The 21102-nt window shown below is 72.7% G+C and carries 18 protein-coding genes; 10 read left to right on the plus strand and 8 right to left on the minus strand.

Annotated elements, in window-relative coordinates; translation table 11 throughout:
- The first annotated feature begins 342 nt into the window (after positions 1-342).
- The 7 genes from ACH4TG_RS32230 to ACH4TG_RS32260 all read left to right on the plus strand — a co-directional run bounded on the left by ACH4TG_RS32230 (position 343) and on the right by ACH4TG_RS32260 (position 8935).
- The gene (locus tag ACH4TG_RS32230) at positions 343-1512 is read left to right on the plus strand and encodes an amidohydrolase (protein WP_398246255.1); all 1170 of its coding nucleotides are present in this window, start codon (positions 343-345) and stop codon (positions 1510-1512) included.
- A gap of 262 nt (positions 1513-1774) precedes the next feature.
- Positions 1775-2806, plus strand: a complete 1032-nt coding sequence (locus ACH4TG_RS32235; protein WP_398246153.1) for a BMP family protein — start codon at positions 1775-1777, stop codon at positions 2804-2806.
- Between the two features lie 215 nt (positions 2807-3021).
- On the plus strand, positions 3022-4659 hold the full coding sequence (locus ACH4TG_RS32240; protein ID WP_398246256.1) for an ABC transporter ATP-binding protein: 1638 nt from the start codon (positions 3022-3024) through the stop codon (positions 4657-4659).
- Entirely contained in the window at positions 4656-5762 is a 1107-nt protein-coding gene (locus tag ACH4TG_RS32245; protein WP_398246154.1) for an ABC transporter permease, read from the plus strand. The genes ACH4TG_RS32240 and ACH4TG_RS32245 overlap by 4 nt, the downstream gene beginning before the upstream one ends.
- A gap of 85 nt (positions 5763-5847) precedes the next feature.
- The gene (locus tag ACH4TG_RS32250) at positions 5848-7134 is read left to right on the plus strand and encodes an ABC transporter permease (protein WP_398246155.1); all 1287 of its coding nucleotides are present in this window, start codon (positions 5848-5850) and stop codon (positions 7132-7134) included.
- Positions 7131-7529 carry a cytidine deaminase gene (locus ACH4TG_RS32255; protein WP_398246156.1) on the plus strand — a complete coding sequence of 133 codons (399 nt, stop codon included), beginning with the start codon at positions 7131-7133 and terminating at the stop codon, positions 7527-7529. The genes ACH4TG_RS32250 and ACH4TG_RS32255 overlap by 4 nt, the downstream gene beginning before the upstream one ends.
- Before the next feature lie 128 nt (positions 7530-7657).
- Positions 7658-8935 carry a thymidine phosphorylase gene (locus tag ACH4TG_RS32260; RefSeq protein WP_398246157.1) on the plus strand — a complete coding sequence of 426 codons (1278 nt, stop codon included), beginning with the start codon at positions 7658-7660 and terminating at the stop codon, positions 8933-8935.
- A gap of 160 nt (positions 8936-9095) precedes the next feature.
- On the opposite strand, the gene ACH4TG_RS32265 is transcribed toward ACH4TG_RS32260, so the two are convergent.
- The 3 genes from ACH4TG_RS32265 to ACH4TG_RS32275 form a co-directional block, all read right to left on the minus strand.
- The gene (locus ACH4TG_RS32265) at positions 9096-10745 is read right to left on the minus strand and encodes a prenyltransferase/squalene oxidase repeat-containing protein (protein WP_398246158.1); all 1650 of its coding nucleotides are present in this window, start codon (positions 10743-10745) and stop codon (positions 9096-9098) included.
- Positions 10746-11066: 321 nt separating this feature from the next.
- The gene (locus tag ACH4TG_RS32270) at positions 11067-11993 is read right to left on the minus strand and encodes an aromatic prenyltransferase (protein WP_398246159.1); all 927 of its coding nucleotides are present in this window, start codon (positions 11991-11993) and stop codon (positions 11067-11069) included.
- Between the two features lie 96 nt (positions 11994-12089).
- On the minus strand, positions 12090-13382 hold the full coding sequence (locus tag ACH4TG_RS32275) for an MFS transporter (RefSeq protein ID WP_398246160.1): 1293 nt from the start codon (positions 13380-13382) through the stop codon (positions 12090-12092).
- Positions 13383-13472: 90 nt separating this feature from the next.
- Between ACH4TG_RS32275 and ACH4TG_RS32280 the strand changes: the two genes are divergently transcribed.
- Positions 13473-14447 (plus strand): LysR family transcriptional regulator, encoded by a 975-nt coding sequence (locus tag ACH4TG_RS32280; protein ID WP_398246161.1) that lies wholly within the window; start codon positions 13473-13475, stop codon positions 14445-14447.
- Between the two features lie 163 nt (positions 14448-14610).
- Here ACH4TG_RS32280 and ACH4TG_RS32285 read toward each other — a convergent pair whose 3' ends face one another.
- Positions 14611-15396, minus strand: a complete 786-nt coding sequence (locus ACH4TG_RS32285; protein WP_398246162.1) for an alpha/beta hydrolase — start codon at positions 15394-15396, stop codon at positions 14611-14613.
- A gap of 100 nt (positions 15397-15496) precedes the next feature.
- On the opposite strand from ACH4TG_RS32285, the gene ACH4TG_RS32290 reads away from it, so the two are divergent.
- Both ACH4TG_RS32290 and ACH4TG_RS32295 read left to right on the plus strand, forming a co-directional pair.
- Positions 15497-16660, plus strand: coding sequence for an adenosine deaminase (locus ACH4TG_RS32290; protein WP_398246163.1), 1164 nt, complete (start codon positions 15497-15499; stop codon positions 16658-16660).
- 91 nt (positions 16661-16751) lie between these two features.
- Entirely contained in the window at positions 16752-17072 is a 321-nt protein-coding gene (locus ACH4TG_RS32295; RefSeq protein WP_398246164.1) for an ATP-binding protein, read from the plus strand.
- Between the two features lie 463 nt (positions 17073-17535).
- On the opposite strand, the gene ACH4TG_RS32300 is transcribed toward ACH4TG_RS32295, so the two are convergent.
- The 4 genes from ACH4TG_RS32300 to ACH4TG_RS32315 are packed head-to-tail and all read right to left on the minus strand — an operon-like array spanning position 17536 to position 21081.
- Positions 17536-18048, minus strand: a complete 513-nt coding sequence (locus ACH4TG_RS32300) for a VanZ family protein (protein ID WP_398246257.1) — start codon at positions 18046-18048, stop codon at positions 17536-17538.
- Positions 18049-18083: 35 nt separating this feature from the next.
- Positions 18084-18743 carry a hypothetical protein gene (locus tag ACH4TG_RS32305; protein ID WP_398246165.1) on the minus strand — a complete coding sequence of 220 codons (660 nt, stop codon included), beginning with the start codon at positions 18741-18743 and terminating at the stop codon, positions 18084-18086.
- Complete coding sequence (locus ACH4TG_RS32310) at positions 18740-20407, minus strand: ATP-binding protein (protein ID WP_398246166.1); 1668 nt, start codon at positions 20405-20407, stop codon at positions 18740-18742. Before ACH4TG_RS32310 ends, ACH4TG_RS32305 begins: the two co-directional genes overlap by 4 nt.
- Entirely contained in the window at positions 20404-21081 is a 678-nt protein-coding gene (locus ACH4TG_RS32315) for a response regulator (protein ID WP_398246167.1), read from the minus strand. Before ACH4TG_RS32315 ends, ACH4TG_RS32310 begins: the two co-directional genes overlap by 4 nt.
- Positions 21082-21102 lie beyond the last annotated feature (21 nt).

Consider the following 21102-nt stretch of genomic DNA (forward strand, 5'->3'; position numbering starts at 1 on the left):
GACTATGGGTGTCAACAGGCCCGGACCCCAAAAGGGTGGGCATACCCTCGAGGATGATCCGGTATGCGCCGATCGGGCGACTTCTTCTCCTCCCGCAGCACTTTATTTTTCCCGATCATGTAAGAGGAGCCGGTCGTGGGGCATACCCTGACTGAGGTGAACGACTCACCAGCAGCGCCGTCCGAAGGTCCTTCCGGCGCGCCGTCCGAGGTCGCGCGCAAGGCCCTCGACGAGAGCTCTGCCGCGCAGAGCACGGCACACGACCCCGCGCCCGGCCCGTCGTCCGGCACCGCCCAGCCCGCGGGCGAGCCCGCCGCCGGCCTCGTCGACGACGCCGACCCGCTGGCCGCGCCCGCCCTGCCCGACGGCCTGCGCGCCGAGCTGATCGCCTTCCGCCGCGACCTGCACCGCCATCCCGAGCTCGGCCGCCAGGAGTTCCGCACCACCGAGAAGGTCAGGTCCCGCCTGGCCGAGGCCGGCCTGAGCCCGCGCGTGCTGCCCAACGGCACCGGCCTGGTGTGCGACATCGGCCCCGACGACCCGGCCCGCGGCCGGCTCGCCCTGCGCGCCGACCTGGACGCGCTGCCGGTGCCGGACACCAAGAAGGTCGAGTACCGCTCCACCGTCGAGGGCCGCGCCCACGCCTGCGGCCACGACGTGCACACCAGCATCGTGCTCGGCGCCGGCCTGATGCTCGCCGCCCTCGCCGAGCAGGGGCGGCTGCCGCGCCCGGTCCGCCTGGTGTTCCAGCCGGCCGAGGAGGTCATGCCGGGCGGCGCCCTGGACGCGGTGAAGGCCCGTGTGCTGGACGGGGTGGAACGTATCCTCGCCCTGCACTGCGACCCCAAGGTCGAGGTCGGCCGGATCGGCCTGCGGCACGGCCCGATCACCTCGGCCGCCGACAAGCTCAAGCTCGCGCTGGACGGCCCCGGCGGGCACAGCGCCCGGCCGCACCTGACCACCGACCTGGTGATGGCCACCGCCAAGCTGGCCACCGAACTGCCGGCCGCGCTGACCCGCCGGGTCGACCCGCGCTCCGGGCTGAGCGTGGTCTGGGGCCGGATCGAGGCCGGCCACGCCGCGAACGTCATCCCGCAGCACGCCGAGTTGGAGGGCACGGTCCGCTGCCTGGACCTGGCCGCCTGGCACGAGGCGCCGGACCTGGTGCACGAGGTGATCGACCAGGTCGCCGCGATCTACCGGGCCAAGTGCGAGATCACGTACCAGCGCGGGGTGCCGCCGGTGGTCAACGAGGGCTCGTCGGTGGAACTGCTGCGGGACGCGATGACCGCCCGGTTCGGGGCGCACGCCATCGAGGACACCGAGCAGAGCCTGGGCGGCGAGGACTTCTCCTGGTACCTGGAGCACGTTCCGGGCGCGCTGGCCCGGCTCGGCGTGCGTCCGGTCGGCGACACCGCCAAGCGCGACCTGCACCAGGGCGACTTCGACGTGGACGAGGGCGCCATCGCGGTCGGAGTGGAACTCCTCACCTCCGCGGTGCTGCTGTCCTGATACGGCCCCGTGTCCCCTGATGTCGCGCGATGATGGCCCGAGGTGATCCGCACGCGTCCTGAACGGCGACCGGCCGCCGCCTCCACGGCGGCCTGCCTGCCGTTCTGACGCCGGGTGAGGCAGCGGCTACCGAGGCTTCACCTGGCCGAAATGCGTCGATCCGATAACGGGTCTTCATTCGGTCTTTACCTGACATCTACGCGCGTTAAGCTCCGGGCTTAGCCAGCGCCGGACGGGGCGCTTCCGACTGAAGGGGACCCTCTTGCGCCGGGTAACCAAGATCGCTGCGGCGGGCGTGGTGTCCGCGGCCCTCGCGATGACCGCGACCGCGTGTGGCAGCAGCAGCTCCAGTTCGAGCAGCAAGGGCAACAAGGGCGTCGGTATGGCCTTCGACGTCGGCGGTCGTGGCGACCACTCCTTCAACGACTCCGCGGCCCGGGGTATGGACAAGGCCGACAAGGAGTTCAACACAGGCCACAAGGAGCAGACGGCCAGCAACGGCGAGACCGAGTCCGACCGTGAGCAGCGCCTCGACCTGCTGGCGGGCGCGGGCTACAACCCGGTCGTCGCGGTCGGCTTCACCTACGGCGACGCGGTGAAGAAGATCGCCGCGAAGTACCCGAAGACCACCTTCGGCATCGTCGACTCCGTGGTCGACGCGTCCAACGTGGACAGCATGGTCTTCGCCACCGAGCAGAGCTCCTACCTCGCGGGTGTCGCCGCGGCCCTGAAGACCAAGACCGGCAAGGTCGGCTTCATCGGCGGCGTGCACAACACCCTGATCGGCACCTTCCAGGCCGGCTTCGACCAGGGCGTGAAGGACACCAAGCCGTCCGCCACGGTCACCGACCAGTACCTGTACGAGACCGACACCAAGGGCTTCAACGACCCGACGTCGGCGCAGGGCAAGGCCCAGGGCATGCTCGACAGCGGCGTGGACGTCATCTACACCGCGGCCGGCCTCTCCGGTGACGGCTCCATCCAGGCGGTGGCGGGCAAGGCCGGCGCGTGGGCGATCGGCGTCGACTCCGACCAGTACCAGGACGCGGCGCTGGCGAAGTACAAGAACAGCATCCTCACCTCGGCGGTCAAGAACGTCGACGTGGCCGTCTACGACCTGATCAAGTCCGTCCACGACGGCAAGGCGAAGGCCGGCACCAACACGTACGACCTGGCCAACAGCGGTGTCTCGCTGGCCGACTCGGGCGGCTTCATCAAGGACATCCAGGCCCAGATCGACGCGGCCAAGCAGAAGATCGTCTCCAAGCAGATCACGGTCAAGTCGACCCCGTGACCCATGGCGCGTGACCAGGTGTGACCAGAGGCTCGGCGGGGGGTTGCTGCGGCATCCCCGCCGGGCCTCTGTTCCGTGCCGATCGGATAGCACTACGCGCGTAGACATGTGATTCCGCGATACCTTCGCCCCCACGCCAGAACCGCCCCCGCCCCGAGCCTTTCCCCTGAGGAGAGTGCGCCATCAACGCGTCCACGAGTCCACCCGCCGTCGAACTGCGCGGCATCACCAAGCGCTTCCCCGGCGTCGTCGCCAACCACGACATCGAGATCACCGTGCGGAGCGGCACCGTGCACGCCCTCGTGGGCGAGAACGGCGCCGGCAAGTCCACGCTGATGAAGATCCTCTACGGCATGCAGAAGCCGGACGAGGGCACCATCGCCGTCAACGGCGAGCAGGTGAGCTTCGGCGACCCCGGCGACGCGATCGCGCGCGGGATCGGCATGGTCCACCAGCACTTCATGCTCGCCGACAACCTGACCGTGCTGGAGAACGTCGTCCTGGGCAGCGAGAAGCTGCACGGGATCGGCGGCCGCGCCCGGGCCAGGATCAAGGAGCTGTCGGACGCGTACGGGCTGGGGGTGCGCCCGGACGTGCTGATCGAGGACCTGGGCGTCGCCGACCGGCAGCGGGTGGAGATCCTCAAGGTCCTCTACCGCGGCGCCCGCATCCTCATCCTCGACGAGCCGACCGCGGTGCTCGTCCCGCAGGAGGTCGACGCGCTCTTCGACAACCTGCGGGAGCTGAAGGCCGAGGGCCTCACCGTCATCTTCATCTCGCACAAGCTGGGCGAGGTGCTGTCGGTCGCCGACGAGATCACCGTCATCCGGCGCGGCACCACGGTCGGCAACGCCGACCCGAAGCGCACCACCACCAAGCAGCTCGCGGAGCTGATGGTCGGCAGCGAGCTGCCGTCGCCGGAGACCCGCGAGTCCACCGTCACCACCGAGCCGATGCTCACCGTCGGCGCGCTGCGGCTGGCCGAGGTGGATCTTGACGGCGTCGAGCGCATCCTGCTGGACGACATCGGGTTCACCATCCACAAGGGCGAGGTGCTGGGCATCGCCGGTGTGGAGGGCAACGGCCAGGCCGAACTGGTCGAGACGATCATGGGCATGCGCACCCCGGACGCCGGCACGATCGTGCTCGACGCCCAGGACATATCCCGGGACCCGACGCGCAAGCGCCGGGAGGACGGCATCGGCTACATCCCCGAGGACCGGCACCGGCACGGCCTGCTGCTGGAAGCGCCGCTGTGGGAGAACCGCATCCTCGGCCACGTCACCGAGCGGCCCAACAGCAAGGGCTTCCTCATCGACACCACGGCAGCCCGCCGCGACACCGAGCGGATCGTCGAGGAGTACGACGTCCGCACCCCCGGCATCGAGGTCACCGCGGCGTCGCTGTCCGGCGGCAACCAGCAGAAGCTCATCGTCGGGCGGGAGATGAGCCACCTGCCCAAGCTGCTGATCGCCGCCCACCCCACCCGCGGCGTGGACGTCGGCGCCCAGGCGCAGATCTGGGACCAGATACGCCAGGCCCGCCGCGAGGGCCTGGCGGTGCTGCTGATCTCCGCCGACCTCGACGAGTTGATCGGCCTGTCCGACACCCTGCGCGTGATGTACCGCGGCAGGCTCGTCGCGGACGCCGACCCGGCCACCGTCACCCCGGAGGAGCTGGGCTCCGCCATGACCGGCGCGGCCAGCGGCCACCTGGAACACGACGACGGCGGCGAAGGCGCCGAACCCCCCGTACTGGCCGCGGACACCGCGGGCCCGGTGGACACCGTGGACTCCGAGAACGGCGACGGGACCCTCTCCGGGTCCGGCGCGTCCGGGGGAGAGGACCGATGAAGAAGTTCGACAAGGACCGGGTGGTCCTGGGGATCGCCGCGCCCGTGCTCGCGGTGGTCGGTGCGCTGATCGTCACCGCGCTGGTGATCCTGGCGACCGGCAAGGAGCCGTTCACCGCCTTCCGGGTCATGATCGACTACGGCGACAAGACCGACAGCCAGGTCTACATCCTGAACAAGGCCACCACGTACTACCTGGCCGGTCTCGCGGTCGCGGTGGGCTTCCGGATGAACCTCTTCAACATCGGTGTGGACGGCCAGTACCGGCTCGCGGCGTTCTTCGCCGCCGCGGTCGGCGGGGCGCTGTCCCTCCCCGGCGTCATCCAGATCCCGATCATCATCCTGACCGCGATGGCGGTCGGCGCGGTCTGGGCGGCCATCGCGGGCGTCCTGAAGGTCACCCGCGGGGTCAGCGAGGTCATCTCCACGATCATGCTGAACTCGATCGCGGGGATCGTGATCGGGTACTTCCTGCAAGGCGGCCGGCTCGGCGTGCTCGACAAGAGCGCCAACATGGTCTCCACCAAGCCGCTGCCGTCCTCCAGCCACCTGTTCAACTTCACCACCGGCGGCGGCCCGATCGACGGGTTCATCGTCCTCGCGGTGGTGGCCGGCGTCGTTTACTGGTTCGGGCTGTCCCGCACCCGGTTCGGCTTCGACCTGCGGGCGGTCGGCCGCTCGCAGTCCGCGGCCGAGGCGTCCGGCGTCAGCGTCAAGCGGATGGTCGTCACCAGCATGCTGATCTCCGGCGCGATGGCCGGCCTGGTCGGCATGCCCACCCTGCTCAACGAGTCCTACGACTACGGCACCGACTTCCCGGTCGGCATCGGCTTCACCGGCATCGCGGTCGCGCTGCTCGGCCGCAACAACCCGATCGGCGTCGCGGTCGGCGCGGTGCTCTGGGCGTTCCTGGAGCGGGCCTCCAACGGCCTGGAGTTCGAGGGCTACGACAAGGAGATCGTCGGCGTCATCCAGGGCGTCATCGTCCTGGCCGTCGTCATCGCCTACGAAGTCGTCCGCCGCTACGGCATCACCCGGCAGCAACGCCAGGTCGGCGCGGAACTCGCCGCTGCTGGCGCTACGAAGCAGGAGGTTGCGGCGTGAGCGGCGCACGCGAGGCCACCGGCCCGCAGTCAGACAAGAGCCTTCGGCTTCGCCGAGCGGGCGGAGAAGCGAACAGGGAGACTCAGTGAGCGCCACAGCTACGAAGACTCCGCCGCCGGCTGCGCCGCGGGTGGGGAAGCCGCAGAACCGGCGGGTCAGGTTCACCCCCGCGGTGGTCCTGCTGGTCATAGCGGCGGCGCTGATCCTGGTGTCCGCGGTCCGCGCGGTCACCGGGGCCAACGACGTCACCTCCGCCGGGCAGATCGCCGGCGCCCTGTCCAGCGCGGTGCCGATCGGCCTGGCCGGTCTGGCCGGCCTGTGGTCGGAGCGGGCCGGCGTGGTCAACATCGGCCTCGAGGGCATGATGATCCTCGGCACCTTCTTCGGTGCGTGGGTGGGCTGGCAGACCAACCCGTGGCTGGCCGTCCTCATCGGCGTGCTCGGCGGCGCGGCCGGCGGCCTGGTGCACGCGATCGTCACCGTCACCTTCGGCGTCGACCACATCATCGCCGGTGTCGCGATGAACATCCTGGCCACCGGCGTCACCGCCTACCTGGCCAAGAAGCTGTTCACCGGCGGCGCGGCGGCCGAGAAGGGCGGCACCCCCAAGCAGTCGCCGCCGATGGACGACATCAAGCACTTCACGGTGCCGGGCCTGTCGCACTGGCTCAGCACCATCGAGAAGCACCACTGGTTCCTGATCTCCGACCTCGCCGGGATCGTCGGCGGCTTCGTCACCCACATCTCGTCGCTGACCCTGCTGGCGATCGTGCTGTTCGCCGGGACGTTCTTCGTGCTGTGGCGGACCTCGTTCGGCCTGCGGCTGCGGTCCTGCGGCGAGAACCCGGTCGCCGCGGAGTCGCTGGGCGTCAACGTCTACACGTACAAGTACATCGCGGTGATCATCTCCGGCGGGCTGGCCGGCCTCGGCGGCGTCTTCCTGGCCATCCAGACGCACTTCTACCTGGCCGGGCAGACCGGTGGCCGCGGCTACATCGGTCTGGCCGCCATGATCTTCGGCAACTGGCGGCCCGGCGGCCTCGCCATGGGCGCCGGGCTGTTCGGCTACGCCGACAGCCTCCAGCTGCGCAACGGCGGCCCCTCGGTGCACGCCCTGCTCCTGCTGCTCGCGGTGCTGCTGCTCGGCATGGCGATCTGGAAGTTCCTGCGCGGCGCGCGGATCGGCGCGGCCGTCGCGCTGGCCTTCGCCGTCCTGCTGTCCATCTGGTACGTGACCACCGACACGGTGCCCGACGAGGTCGTGCAGGCCACGCCCTATGTGGCGACACTGCTGGTGATGGGTCTGTCCGCGCAACGGCTGCGCATGCCGAAGGCGGACGGCGTTCCGTACCGGAAGGGAGAGGGCGGGTGACCGATCCCGCCGTGGACTGGGAGGCGCTGCGCCGCGCCGCCCGGGAGGTCATGGAGCGGGCCTACGCGCCCTACTCCGGGTTCCCGGTGGGCGCGGCCGCGCTGACCGACGACGGCCGCGTCGTCGTCGGATGCAATGTGGAGAACGCGGCGTACGGCGTCGCGCTGTGCGCGGAGTGCGGGCTGGTCTCCGCGCTGCACGCCTCGGGCGGCGGCCGGCTGGTCGCCTTCACCTGCGTCGACCTGCGGGGCAACGTGCTGATGCCCTGCGGGCGGTGCCGGCAGCTGCTGTGGGAGCACGGCGGGCCCGGGCTGCAGGTCGAGACGGTGCGGGGCGTGCGCCCGATGAGCGAGGTGCTGCCCGACGCGTTCGGGCCGGAGGACCTCGACCGCTGACCGCCCGGCGCCCCGCCGCCGCCTCCACCGACCGCTGACCGCCGGCGCCCCGCCGGGCTGCCACCGCAGCCCGGCGGGCGGCCGGCCGGTGACCGCCGACCTCACGAACCCCGAGGGAACTGCCTTTCATGGACGCCATCTCCGTCATCCGTACCAAGCGCGACCGCGGCCGGATCAGCGACGAGCAGATCGACTGGGTCATCGACGCCTACACCCGCGGCGTGGTCGCCGACGAGCAGATGTCGGCGCTCGCCATGGCGATCCTGCTCAACGGGATGGACCGGGCCGAGATCGCCCGCTGGACCGCCGCGATGATCGCCTCCGGCGAGCGCATGGACTTCTCCGCCCTGTCCCGGCCCACCGCGGACAAGCACTCCACCGGCGGCGTCGGCGACAAGATCACGCTGCCGCTGGCCCCGCTCGTCGCCGCCTGCGGGGCGGCCGTGCCGCAGCTGTCGGGCCGCGGCCTCGGCCACACCGGCGGCACCCTGGACAAGCTGGAGTCCATCCCCGGCTGGCGCGCCACCCTCTCCAACGACGAGATGCTGTCGGTGCTCGACGAGGTCGGCGCGGTCGTCTGCGCGGCCGGCGACGGGCTGGCCCCGGCCGACAAGAAGCTCTACGCGCTGCGGGACGTCACCGGAACGGTCGAGGCCATCCCGCTGATCGCCTCCTCGATCATGTCCAAGAAGATCGCCGAGGGCACCGGCTCGCTGGTGCTCGACGTCAAGGTCGGCTCGGGCGCCTTCATGAAGTCCCTGGAGGACGCCCGGGAGCTGGCCGCCACCATGGTCGGCCTCGGCACCGACCACGGCGTGCGAACCGTCGCGCTGCTCACCGACATGTCCGTGCCGCTCGGCCTCACCGCGGGCAACGCGCTGGAGGTCCGCGAGTCCGTCGAGGTGCTCGCCGGCGGCGGCCCGGCCGACGTCGTCGAGCTGACCCTGGCGCTGGCCCGCGAGATGCTGGACGCCGCCGGGCTGGTCGACGCGGACCCCGCGAAGGCCCTGGCCGACGGCTCGGCCATGGACGTGTGGCGCCGCATGATCCGCGCCCAGGGCGGCGACCCGGACGCGGCGCTGCCGGTGGCCCGCGAGACCCACGTGGTGCCGGCGCCCGCCTCCGGCGTGCTCACCTCCCTCGACGCCTACGCCGTGGGCCTGGCCGCGTGGCGCCTCGGCGCCGGCCGCGCCCGCAAGGAGGACGCCGTCCAGGCCGGTGCGGGCGTCGAACTCCACGCCAGGCCGGGCGACACCGTCACCGAGGGCGCCCCGCTGCTGACCCTCCACACGGACACCCCCGAGCAGTTCGGGTACGCGCTGCAGGCCCTCGACGGCGCCGTGGCCGTGTCCGCCGCCGGGCAGCCCTTCACCCCGACGCCGATCGTCCTCGACCGCATCGCCTGACCCGCGGAGGCGGTACCGCCCACGCCGGCGTCGGTGATGTCGTCCCCGCCGACGCCGGTGCCGGACCCCGGCCCGGCGTCACCCCGCCGCCCGCCCGCAGGGCGGCCGGCGGGGCGGGCAGGCAGTCCTCAACTCCCTTGGACGGCTGGGGTGTTCGAGGTCATGCGATGCCCTGGAGCTGGGACGTCGTACGGCCGACCCGGGAGCGGACGTGGCCGAGGGCCAGCAGCACCGGGATGTCGGTCAGCACCGGGAAGTGGTACGAGAGCGGGCGGGGGCCCACCTGGTCGGGCGGGCCGCTGTACCCGCCGTCGGCGTTCTGGTGCGCCAGCAGCCAGGCCAGGGCGCGCCCGACGGGCTCGGACCTGTCCCCGTAGCACAGCGTGATCAGCGCCGAGGCGGTGCTGATGTCGTCGCTGGGATCGCCGGGCTGCATCCCCCAGCCGCCGTCGTCGTTCTGCGTCTCGTACACCGACCGCTCGATCCGCTCGGCCATCAGGGCCGCACCGCGGTCGTCCGGGTCCGCGGTGAGCGCGACCAGGCGCGCGCGGAACATCGCGTGGTGGCGGCTGCTGCTCCACCCCGGCTCGAACCCGCCGTCGGCCAGCTGGCTGTCGACGAGGGACTTCAGGGCGCGCTCCCGCGCGGGCGCGGTGGAGGGGAACGGCGCGAGGGCGTTGACGGCGGCGGCCGTCATGCACGGCTCGGAGGAGCCGCCGGCGACATAGGTGGGGAACCCGCCGTCGTCGTTCTGGACGGCCAGCAGCGCGTCCACGCCGCGCCGCACCGGCCCCCGGAACGCGACCGGGTCGACCTCGTGCAGGAACTCCACGGCGCACGCGGTGTCGTCCACGTCCTCCTGCGCCACCTCGGGGCCGATGGACCAGCCGCCGAGCAGCGGCCTGCCGCGGGACAGGGACAGGTAGAGGTCGCGCTGGGAGGCGTCGACCCGGTGGGCCGCGAGGGTCTGCGCCATCGGCCGCAGCACGCTCGGCCGGGCACCGGCCGCGGCGAGCGCGAGACCCGCGGTCGAGGCGCACCAGTTGTCCATCTGCATCACGAAGGGGAAGCCGCCGTCGTGCCGCTGGCAGCGGACCAGCGCCCGCAGGCCGCGCCGCACGGTCGCCTCCTGCCCGGCAACGCCGGCGAGGCCGTGCAGCGACAGCAGGTGCAGCAGGACGTACCCCTCCCACACGGTCGACGCCGGGCGGGTGGCCGTCAGGGTGCTCAGCGCGGCGTCGGTGGCCTTGTTGCTGACGCCCGCGGCGGAGGCCAGGATCAGCGTGACACCGGCCTGCTGGACGGCGGCCCAGGAGTGGACGACGTCGGTGGGCGGCTCCTCGTCGGCCGCCGGCACGACGCCCGCGGGCAGCGGGCACCCCAGCACCGACAGCACGGCGTACAGCATCCGGCGGCGGCGCGCGGAGAGGAACTCCGGCGCGTTGCCGAGCACGGCCTCGGTCAGCTTGGCGATGAGCTCGGCGTCGCCGGCCGGCTCCCGGTCCGACGCCCGCCCGAGGGCGAACGCGGCCAGCAGGCGGTTGAACTCGTTCGAGGTGTCGCGCTGCGCCTCCAGGAAGGCGAGCACGCGATCCCGCGCCGGGGAGACCGTTCCGGTGCGGATCATGAGCGTCAGCGCGAGCGCCGACTCCAGTACGCGGCTCTGGCACTCCTCCTGCAACGCGCCGTCAGGACCGACCCTGTTGCTGACATATGCGACCAGTCGCGATGTGGCCTGGCGCACCTGGCCCGGATCGACTTCCGCGGGCCAGGGGATGGGAGCCGAGCACGCATCATTCAGTGGCCTCATGCCACACTCCTGTTCTGGATATCGGGAGATTCGGTGATGACGTCGTGGACGCCGCCGTGAACGCGCGGGAAACCGCGCGCGAACCATCGGCGTGTCACCACGTGGCGGCACGCCGAATGGCGGCGGATCGCTCGCTGGAAAAGACGGCAGGACCGGGCCGTCATGAAAAAGAGAAAGGGAACGTGGATTCCCGTGGCCCGCGGGGGGATCACCTCGAAGCGGTGGATCCGGGCCGGCTGCGCTGACGTGCGGGAAAGAGGGTCCTGGAAAGAGGACGCCCGGTGGCCGGGCCGTCCTTCGGGGCTGCGCGGCGGCGAGTGGTCAGCCGTTCCGTCTCTCGCCCGGAGTGGACTGCAGCATCTGGTTCACGAACGCCTTGGACCGGTAGTACTGGGCGTACTTGTAGATCTCCTCGCCGGAGGACGACACGGCGACGTAGTACAGGAACGTGTCATCGTCGGCGTGGTGCCGGAAGTCGGCGTGGAACTTCCGGAGTTCGGGCTCCATCGGCACCGGGAGGTCCGCCGGGTCCTTGGCCAGGACGGTGAAGCTGAACCGCTCGACCCGCGCGGAGTCCCAGCCCAGGGTGACGTAGGCGCCGATGGCCTGCTTGCTCAGCTCGATCATCCGGTCACTGGGAGCCCGCAGCCCCAGGTCGCGGAACAGGGCACGGACGCCGTCGGGGGCGAGCGTGGCCGCCGGCAGCACGGAGAAGTTCCAGTACAGGTTGACGGTGCGGTCCCGGTAGTCGATCGCGAACGTGGGGACCAGCTTGCCGACCATGCCGTGGCGGGCGAACGTGTCGTAGTTCCCGGCCACGGAGGGCGGCATGGACGGCAGGTCGCGCAGTGCGGCGAGGTCGGCCATGTCGTCGGGCGGGAAGACCACGTACATCTTCTTGAGGCCGCCGACGACGCCGAAGTCCACGCCGTAGGAACTGACGTTGCACCGCTCCGTGGCCTCCCCGAGCAGCGAGAAGACCGGATGGTCGGTACTGTCGAGCAGTCCGTGCGCCAGGGCGACGGAGTAAGGTTCGTCGTCCTCGACGGGAACCGAGAAGCGCCAATCGACGTCTCCCGTATAGCGCTCTCCCATCCCCATCCTGAATGCGATGGGCTCGCTCCGCAGCGCATCCTGGTAGGCCGTCAGGATCGGCCGCACCTTGTCCCGCGAGTACGGCACCTCGAGCAGCCGGGCCGATTCCTCGATGACCGAGTAGAGGTCCGCTAACTCAGTGGTCTCGGACACATTTTCCTCCGCTGGTACGTGCTGTCTCAATGCATCTGCAGTATTCGTCAGTTCGCTTGAGAGCCGGTCGAGTCGGCAGGCACATTCACTGCGGCATCAGCGGCGAGGTGCGGGAATGCGGCGCAGGGCGGGGCGCAGGCAGAGGGCGACGGCGACGAGGGCCACGGTGGCGGCGGCCGGCCAGCCGGCGCGGTGGTAGGCGGACGCCGCGACGCTGCCGCCGACGCTGTTGCCGACGTAGTAGGCGGTGAGGTACAGCGCGGAGGCCTGGGCGCGGCCCGCGGTGGCGGTCCGGCTGACGGCGCCGGAGGCGACCGAGTGGCCGGTGAAGAACCCGGCGGTGATCAGCACCAGCCCGAGCAGGACGAGGAGCAGCGGCCCGGCCAGCGTCACCAGCAGGCCCGCGGCGCACAGCACCAGGGCGACCGCGAAGGCGCCGCGCCGGCCCAGCCGTGCCTGCAGCGCGCCCGACGCCGCGGAGGTGCCCGTCCCCACCAGGTAGACCAGGAAGATCGCGCCGACGGCCGTCTGCGACAGGTGGTACGGCGCCGCCGTCAGCCGGTAGCCGAGCACCGTGTACACCGCCCCGAACACCGCCATGAACAGCATCCCGAGCGCGTACAGCCGGCGCAGCCGCACATCGCCGACGTGGCCGCGGACCGTGCGCCACAGGGCCGAGGGATGCACCGGGCCGGGTGTGAAGTGCCGTGCGGGCGGCGCCAGCAGCCGGAAGGCCACCGCGCAGGCGAGCGAGGTGAGGCCGACGGCCAGCAGCGCGGCCCGCCACCCGTACGCCTGCGCCAGCGCGCCGCCGGCGACCCGGCTGCTCATGCCGCCGATCGAGTTGCCCGCGACGTACAGGCCGATCGCCGACGGGATGGCCGACGGGTGGACCTCCTCGGCGAGGTACGCCATCGCCGTGGCCGGCAGCCCGGCCAGCGCCACGCCCTGCACCGCGCGCAGCACGACCAGCGCGGTCAGGTTCGGCGCGAACGGGACCGCCAGGGCGAGCAGCGACGCGCCGAAGACCGACGCCGTCATGACCGTGGTGCGCCCGTACTTCTCGCTCAGCGCGCTGACCGGCAGCAGCGCGACGGCGAGCGCACCGGTCGACGCCGTCACCGTCAGGCTCGCCTGCGCCGGCGACAGGTGCAGGCCGCTGGACAGCGCGGGCAGCAGCGCCTGCGTGGAGTACAGCAGCGCGAAGGTCGCAAGGCCCGCGGCGAACAACGCGAGGTTCGCCCGCCGGTACGCCGAAGTGCCCTTGCGCAGACGGGAGTCGGTGGAACCGGCAGGCGCTGCGGCGGAGGCGGCGGGCCCGGGGGAGGCGCTGGGGCGGGCGGCGTCGCGGCGCACTGGCGTCGCCGCCCCGGTATCGGCGGAGGTCATGGCCCGACCGTAGGACCGCCTGCTTCCATGCGTCCAATGCATGAATGCGGCACTATTGATGCGCCAGCGCATGACACGAGGTGGGCAGGGGTGTACGAGGTGAGCGACGAGATCAGGACCACTGCGCAGCCGCCCGGCCCCGAGCCGTCCGCCGACGCCTGGGCGGCGCTGCTCGCGCCGCGCCTCGCGCAGTTCGCCGCGGTCGCGCGTTCCGAGCATGTGACGCGCGCCGCCCAGCAGTTGGGGATGCCGCAGCCCACTCTCAGCCGCGCGCTGGCCCGGCTGGAGGCGGACCTGGGCGTCACCCTGTTCGCCCGGCAGGGCCGCACGGTGCGGCTGACCCGGGCGGGGGTGGCGTTCCGCGGCGCGGTGGAGCGGGCCCTGGCGGAGGTGGAGCGCGCCGCGGAGTCCGTCCGGCTGGAGGCGGACCCCGGCAGCGGCCGGGTGGCGTTCGGCTTCCTGCACACCCTCGGCCCCGAGACCGTGCCGGGACTCCTGCGGACCTTCCGCGCGGACCACCCGCGGGTGCGGTTCCAGCTGGTGCAGACGTGGGGCGAGGCGATGCTGGAGCGGCTGCGGGCCGGCGGTCTCGACCTGTGCCTGACCTCGCCGCTGCCGGACGAGCCGGGCCTGGTGGTGCGGCGGTTGGACGAGCAGCGGCTGCGGCTGGTGGTGCCGGCCGGGCACCGGCTCGCCGGGCGGCGCAGGGTGCGGCTGGCGGAGGTGGCCGGGGACCCGTTCGTCACGCTCGAAGCCGGATACGGGCTGCGCCGGATCACCGACGCGCTGTGCGAGGAGGCCGGGTTCGCCCCGCGGGTCGCCTTCGAGGGCGAGGAGGCGGAGACGCTGCGCGGCCTGGTCGCGGCCGGGCTCGGCGTGGCCCTGCTGCCGCCGCCCGCCGTGCCGCGCCCCGGCGTCACCGAGCTGGACGTGCTCGGCCAGCGGGCGGTCCGGGAGATCGGCGTGGCCTGGCTCGACGGCCAGGACGACGCCCCGCCCGTCGCCGCCTTCAAGCGCTTCCTGCTCTCCCGCAAGGGCCGCCTGCTTCCCGATCCCCGCCACTGAAAGGCCAGGTGGGCGCGGGGAGTCGGAGCCCACCTGCCCGTCCCGGGACCCGCGACTGCGCTGGAAGGATCCGTCGGTCGGACGACGCCGGTCGTCCCCCGGGTCACGGCGCCGTCCGGACGACCGCGGGACAGCGCTCCGCGGGCCGCCCTTCCGCGGGGCGCTACGCGCGCAGGGAGCGGCCGAAGCCGGCGGCCAGCGGCATGCGCAGGCCGAGCGGGGGCGGCGCGGCCAGGGCGTCGGCCACCGGGCGGGCGAACGGCCGGTCCAGCAGGTTGCCGAGCACGAAGTCCGCGGTGAGCGCGGACACCTCCGCGCGGTGCTGGTGCAGGCTGTGCCCGTCCGAGTGCACCTCGAAGCGGCACACGTCCCGGTTCACCTTCTTCGCCCGCTCGGCGAGCCGGTACGACAGCTCCGGCGCCGTGGAGTCGTCCTCGGTGCCGTGCACGAGCAGCACCTTGCGGCCGATCAGCTGCTTCACCGGCTCCGGCTCCGGCCCGCCGGGCAGCCACGGCGCGAGCGCCACCACGGCGGTCACCGCGGGATGCGCGGCCGCGTGCAGCGCCGCCCGCGCGCCCATGTCGATGCCGACCAGGCACACCGGCACGTCCCCGTACCGGCGCACCGCCTCACCGACCGCCCACTCGGCGTCCTCCGCGGGGTGGGCGTGCCCGCCGTTCCAGCCGCGGAAGCGGTAGTGGACCACGTGCGCGGCCAGACCGTCGTCCTGCCCCTCACGCACGAGGTGCCGGGCCAGCGGCCAGATCAGGGCCGCGGCCAGCGGGGAGCGCCGCCGGGTGCTGAGCGCGTCGCCACCGGGCAGCGCGAGCACCACCGCGCGTACGGTCGCGCCGGCGTGCGGGTCGCGCTGCCGGGGCCCGGGCACCAGCCCGACGGTCACCTGCCGCCCCAGCCGGGCGCCACGCGCCGGTAAAGCTTGCGAAGCCATGCGGCAACCTTGGCAGAAGACAGGGTGTGCACTGTATGGCCCTGCGGAAAATAGTGGGCACGTACGCGATATCTACGCGCGTAGGGGCTATCGTTCGTGCATGCAGAACCCGACATCGAGCATCCCGACCGCCGAACAGATCCGCCGCGCGCCCAAGGCGCTGCTGCACGACCACCTCGACGGCGGCCTGCGCCCCGGCACCATCGTGGAGCTCGCGCGGGCAGGCGGCTACACCGCGCTGCCCGAGACCGACCCGGACAAGCTCGGCACGTGGTTCCGCGAGGCGGCCGACTCCGGCTCGCTGGAGCGCTACCTGGAGACGTTCGCGCACACCTGCGCGGTGATGCAGACCCGGGACGCGCTGGCGCGGGTGGCCGCCGAGTGCGCCGAGGACCTGGCCGCCGACGGCGTGGTCTACGCCGAGATCCGGTACGCGCCCGAGCAGCACCTGGAGGGCGGCCTGTCCCTGGAGGAGGTCGTCGAGGCGGTCAACGACGGCTTCCGGCAGGGCGAGCAGCGGGCACGCGAGAACGGGAACCGGATCCGGGTCGGCGCCCTGCTCACCGCGATGCGGCACGCGGCCCGCTCCAAGGAGATCGCCGAACTCGCCAACCGCTACCGGGACGCCGGCGTCGTCGGGTTCGACATCGCCGGTGCCGAGGCCGGCTTCCCGCCCACCCGGCACCTCGACGCGTTCGACTACCTCAAGCGCGAGAACAACCACTTCACGATCCACGCGGGCGAGGCGTTCGGCCTGCCGTCCATCTGGCAGGCGCTCCAGTGGTGCGGCGCCGACCGGCTCGGCCACGGCGTGCGGATCATCGACGACATCGAGCAGAAGGGCGGCGAGGTGTCCCTGGGCCGCCTGGCCGCCTACGTGCGGGACAAGCGGGTGCCGCTGGAGATGTGCCCGACGTCCAACCTCCAGACGGGCGCCGCCGAGTCCTACCGCGACCACCCCATCGGGCTGCTGCGGCGGCTGCACTTCCGGGTCACCGTCAACACCGACAACCGCCTGATGTCCGGCACCACCATGAGCCGCGAGTTCGAGCACCTGGTGAAGGCGTTCGGCTACTCGCTCGACGACATGCAGTGGTTCACCGTCAATGCGATGAAGTCGGCGTTCATTCCTTTTGACGAACGTCTGGCGATGATCAACGAGGTGATCAAGCCCGGGTACGCCGAGCTGAAGGCCGAGTGGCTGTTCACGGCCGGTGCGGCCGCACCCCCTGTGGCCAGCGGATCTGCCGACTCCGAGGGCTGATCGGGCGGCCCGCGCCTGGCCGCCGCGGCGGGAGTGCGGGCACGCCACGGCGGTTGCGGGGGCCGTGAGCGGATGACTACGTTCCGCGGTTATGCACACGCGAACCAAGAAGACCCTCACCACGGCTGCGCTGGGACTTGCGGCCGTGGCCGCCGCCGCGGGCTCCGCCTCCGCGGCCGACCTCGCAGGAGCCACCAACACGCTCGGCGGGCTGCCCGTCGGCCAGGCCACCGACCTGGTGCCCGGCGCCGCGGACTCGGCGGCCGGCGCCCGGCAGGCGGTCGGCGACGGCACGTCCGCGCTGCCCACCCACGGCCTGCTCCCCTCCGGCAACCACGTGTCGGGCAACCAGGTCGCGCCCGTCTCCGGCCTCCTCGGCGGCCTCCCCGCCGGCGGCGGCCTCCTCGGCTAGCCCCCCTGCGGGGAGCCACCCCTCCCTCCCGCCCCGCCCGCACACGGCGCGGGCCCCCGGCAGCCGTTGGACGGCGACATTGCCCCGCCAGGGGCGCGGGGAACTGCGCGAGCAACCATCCACGGGCCGTTGGACGGCGACGTCGCCTCGCGGGGCAGGACGAGCCCCGAAAGGGGCGCGGGGTCCCCCAGAGCTGCGCCTGGGAGGTGCCCCCAGCGCGCTCAGCCAGCGCGGCGCCGCGGGTCGTCACCGTCCCGAAGGGGCAGTTCGGTCCGTCCCGGACCACCGGCCGGTGGCCGGTTGCTCGCGCAGTTCCTCGCGCCCCTGTGGGGGCACCTCGTCGTGGGGACGGCGGGTCGCCGCTGGGGCTGAGCGCGCAGGGGGCACCTCCCAGGCGCAGCTCTGGGGGACCTCGCGCCCCTGGCGGGGCGCACTTCGCCGTGGGGAGGGGGGATCCCCCCGCTCAGGGGGTGAGGCCGGCGGGCGCGGGGGTCGGGTGCGGGGGAGGAGAAACGGGAAAGCGCTGGCGAAGCCGGCGACGGACGGCCGGGACGACCAGAAGATGAGCCAGCGCCACGCCCGCCGTGTTCAGAAGCAGCGCGTCGACATCGAAGAGCTGGCCCGGGACCACGGTCTGGGTGAACTCCAGCGACATCGACACCATCAGCCCGGCGAACACGGTCCGCGCGAACGAGGTGAACGCGGGCACGTCGACCCGCCCGCCGGCCATCGGCAGCAGTACGCCCAGCGGCGCGAGCAGCCCGAGGCCCTCGCCGATCCGCCGGGCCGCGGGCACCGCGCCCGCCGACAGGTCGGAGCGGATCGTGGCCAGCGGACGCAGGTTCGGCGCGGGCACCCAGGCCGCATAATGAGGCCGCAGCAGGAGCCACGCGACGAAGCAGAGATACGCCGCGGTGAGCAGCAGCCCGGCCGCGCGCACCCTGATCCTGGAGCCCTCGTGCCGCACGCCTTCGATGACGCGGTACGGGGTCACGCGGTTCCGCTCTTCGCTCACGGCTGCCGCACGAGTGTGCCGGCGTCGTCCCCGGCGTCGGGCCGGGTCCGCAGGTCGGACGTGCAGGTGTAGGTGCGCAGCGGATCGCCGGGCGACTGCCCGCCGAGCAGCACCGTGCCGTCCGGGGCGATTCCGGAGTCGGCGGTCAGCGTGCAGACGATCTGCGCCAGCGCGAAGGACGGCAGATCGTCGAGCTCCTGGTTCAGGCGCAGCGCGTTCGCCGGGTCGCCGCCGTGCCGCGCGGCTATCTCCGTCGTGGCCGGCACCGCGGTGGAGAACCCGGCCTGCGACTCGGCGCTGCGCGGGCTCTGCTCCAGCTGCCGGATCAGCGCCGTGGCCTGGCTGGAGACGCTGGTGCGCACGTTGCCGACGTCGCGCACCGGCACGCTCCGGCTGACCGGCGCCAGCTGCATGCTGCACACCAGGTAGACCTGCCGGCTCACGGTGTCCGGGTCCGGGTCCGCCGCGGCCTTCGGCGGTGCGCACGACACCCGCGAGGGCGCCGGCCCGGCGTCGACCGGGACCGAGGTGGTGCGGATCCCGCAGCCGGCCAGCAGCGGCAGCAGCACCAGGGCGACCAGGGCCGCGGCGGGAGCCGCCCCGCGTCTGTGGGCGCGGGTGCGGCTCGGGGCCGGGCGGGTGGAGCGGGATCTCATCCGGCACCGCCCGCGCCGTTGCTGCCGGGAGTGCCGGCCGCACCGCTGGTGCGCCCCTCGTCACGGCCGCCGAGGCCGGAGCCGTCGCGCCCGTTCCCCTGGCGGCCGTTCCCGTCCTGCCCGTCGACGGCCGCGTCCGGGGAGCCCTCGGGGCCGTCGCCGTGCCGCGGCCGGATCGGCATGCGCAGGGTGAACACCGCGCCTCCGGCAGGGGAGTTGCGGGCGGTGATGTCGCCGCCGTGGATGTGCGCGTTCTCCATCGCGATGGACAGGCCCAGCCCGCTGCCCTCGGACCGGGCACGCGAGGCGTCGGCCTTGAAGAAGCGGTCGAAGACGTGCGGCAGGACGTCCGCGGGGATGCCGGGGCCGTGGTCGGCGACCTCGACGACGATCTCGCCGGTCTCGTCGTCGCCCTCCTTGCGCAGCGACACCCGCACCGGGGAGCCGCCGTGCTTGAGCGCGTTGCCGATCAGGTTGGCCATGATCACGTCCAGCCGGCGCGGGTCGAGGGTGGCCAGCACCCCGCGGGGCGCGTCGAGCTCGACGGAGTCCAGCCAGGCCCGCGCGTCCATGCACGCCATGATCATGTCGGCGACGTCGACCTCGTCGACGCGCAGCTTCGCGGTTCCGGCGTCGAACCGGGTGACCTCCATCAGCGTCTCCACCAGCTCGTTCAGGCGCCGGGTCTCGCTGACCACCAGGCGGACCGCGGGCGCGATCATCGGGTCCAGCGCCTCGGCCTCGTCCTCCAGCACGTCGGTCACCGCGGTGATCGCGGTCAGCGGGGTGCGCAGCTCGTGCGACATGTCGGCGACGAACCGGCGGCTGGCCGCCTCCCGGCCGCTCAGCTCCTCGACGCGCTTCTCCAGCAGCTCCGCAGCGTTGTTGAACGTCCGTGACAGATCGGCGAGCTCGTCGGTGCCGCTGACCTTCAGCCGGGTGTCCAGATGGCCCTCGCCGAGCCGCTGCGCGGCCTCGCCGAGGCGCCGCACCGGGCGCAGCACGGTCGAGCCGGCGGCCTGCGCGAGCAGCGCGGCGCCGATCAGCGCGAGCAGCGTCGCGATCCCCAGCGACCACGCGAGCGAGTTGAGGTCCTTGCGCTCGGCGTCCAGCGACTTGAGCATGTAGCCGGTCGGGCCGCCGTCGTTGATCCGCGCCCCCGCCACGAGGTAGGGGTGGCTCTGCAGCGAGATCCGCTCCCAGTGCAGGTGGTAGCGGTTGTCGTCCTTGCTGTGCGGGGTGTTCACCGCGTGCTGCAGCGAGGCGGGCACGTCGTCGAGGGTGAACGCGTCGCGGTTCGAGGGCGCGGCGCACGGCGAGTTGTCCGGCGTGGTGTCGATCAGCACGACCTGGTACGTGTCCGGACCGCCCATCCGGTTCGCCGCGGTGTTCAGCGACGCGCAGGTGGGCTGCACCGGCAGCGAGGCGGCGTTGCGCTGCAGCGAGTCGCGGAAGTCGTTGAGCGCGCTGTTCTGCGCGCGGGTGAGCACCGCGTCGCGGTTCAGCCAGTAGGCGATGCCGGACACGGAGACGGCGGCGGTCAGCGCCACCAGCGCGAACACCGCCACCAGCCGCAGCCGCAGCGACGACAGGCGCAGCAGGCCGGGCAGCCGCCTGCGCAGGCCGTGAGCTTCCTTCCCCGCCGTAGGTGCGGCAGCGGTCATTGAGGCGTGTCCAGGCGGTAGCCGACCCCGCGGACGGTGCGGATCAGGGTGGGGGAGGACGGGACGTCCTCGATCTTGGCGCGCAGCCGCTGGACGCACGCGTCGACCAGCCGCGAGTCCCCGAGGTAGTCGTGCTCCCACACCAGGCGCAGCAGCTGCTGCCGGGACAGCGCCTGTCCGGGCCGCCGGCTCAGCTCCAGCAGCAGCCGCAGCTCGGTCGGGGTGAGCTGGAGGTCCTGCCCGTCCTTGGTGACGGTCATCGCGTTGCGGTCGATGACGATGGCGCCGAACGCCGCCGAGTCGGTGCTGTCCCGCTCGCCGCGGCGCAGCACCGCGCGGATCCGGGCGTCCAGCACCCGCGGCTGCACCGGCTTGATCACGTAGTCGTCGGCACCGGACTCCAGGCCCACCACGACGTCGATGTCGTCGCTGCGGGCGGTGAGCAGGATGATCGGCAGCTGGTCGGTCCTGCGGATGCGGCGGCACACCTCGAAGCCGTCGATCCCGGGCAGCATCACGTCCAGCACGATCAGGTCCGGCCGCTGCTCCTTGAGCAGCCGCAGGCCGTCCTCACCCGTCGCAGCGGCCACCACGCGGTGGCCCTGACGGGACAGGCCGAGCTCGAGACCGGTGCGGATGGCGTCGTCATCCTCGATTAGCAACAGGAAAGGCACGCCGGACATTGTTGCCTACTG

Origin of the sequence: Streptomyces sp. NPDC020917, from assembly GCF_044333795.1 — a bacterium.
GTDB lineage: Bacteria > Actinomycetota > Actinomycetes > Streptomycetales > Streptomycetaceae > Actinacidiphila.

Bases quoted from the DNA above. Each gene is read 5' to 3' on its own strand.
- ACH4TG_RS32295 (WP_398246164.1), top strand. From the start codon at position 16,752: ATGCACACGCGAACCAAGAAGACCCTCACCACGGCTGCGCTGGGACTT.
- ACH4TG_RS32290 (WP_398246163.1), top strand. From the start codon at position 15,497: ATGCAGAACCCGACATCGAGCATCCCGACCGCCGAACAGATCCGCCGC.
- ACH4TG_RS32260 (WP_398246157.1), top strand. From the start codon at position 7,658: ATGGACGCCATCTCCGTCATCCGTACCAAGCGCGACCGCGGCCGGATC.
- ACH4TG_RS32275 (WP_398246160.1), bottom strand. From the start codon at position 13,382: ATGACCTCCGCCGATACCGGGGCGGCGACGCCAGTGCGCCGCGACGCC.
- ACH4TG_RS32285 (WP_398246162.1), bottom strand. From the start codon at position 15,396: ATGGCTTCGCAAGCTTTACCGGCGCGTGGCGCCCGGCTGGGGCGGCAG.
- ACH4TG_RS32310 (WP_398246166.1), bottom strand. From the start codon at position 20,407: ATGACCGCTGCCGCACCTACGGCGGGGAAGGAAGCTCACGGCCTGCGC.
- ACH4TG_RS32265 (WP_398246158.1), bottom strand. From the start codon at position 10,745: ATGAGGCCACTGAATGATGCGTGCTCGGCTCCCATCCCCTGGCCCGCG.
- ACH4TG_RS32305 (WP_398246165.1), bottom strand. From the start codon at position 18,743: ATGAGATCCCGCTCCACCCGCCCGGCCCCGAGCCGCACCCGCGCCCAC.
- ACH4TG_RS32245 (WP_398246154.1), top strand. From the start codon at position 4,656: ATGAAGAAGTTCGACAAGGACCGGGTGGTCCTGGGGATCGCCGCGCCC.